We start from the raw sequence: 249 nt of genomic DNA on the forward strand, positions 1-249 counted from the left end.
ATTAAATCTTGTAGAGAATGAATACGGTCTTTTCCTGGTTTCGTAAAATCATAAATACTATTATTTCCAGCGTTTTGCTGCTGATTTTGATCCGAGTTACCTTGTTTAGAGCTTTGTTGTTTATCCTGATTCGAGTCGTCTTGTTTAGAGCTTTGTTGTTTATCTTGATTCGAGTCGCTTTGCTTAGAATGTTGCTGTTTATTCTGATCCGAGTCGTCTTGTTTAGAATGCTGTTGTTGATTGTGATTC

1 pseudogene is annotated in these 249 nt (G+C 35.7%); it reads right to left on the reverse strand.

The features are described from left to right. Positions 1–249 (reverse strand): annotated as a pseudogene (locus MR113_RS27835) (spore germination protein); the annotation flags it as partial.

It is taken from the genome of Bacillus cereus group sp. BfR-BA-01379 (assembly GCF_022663605.1).
GTDB lineage: Bacteria > Bacillota > Bacilli > Bacillales > Bacillaceae_G > Bacillus_A > Bacillus_A mobilis.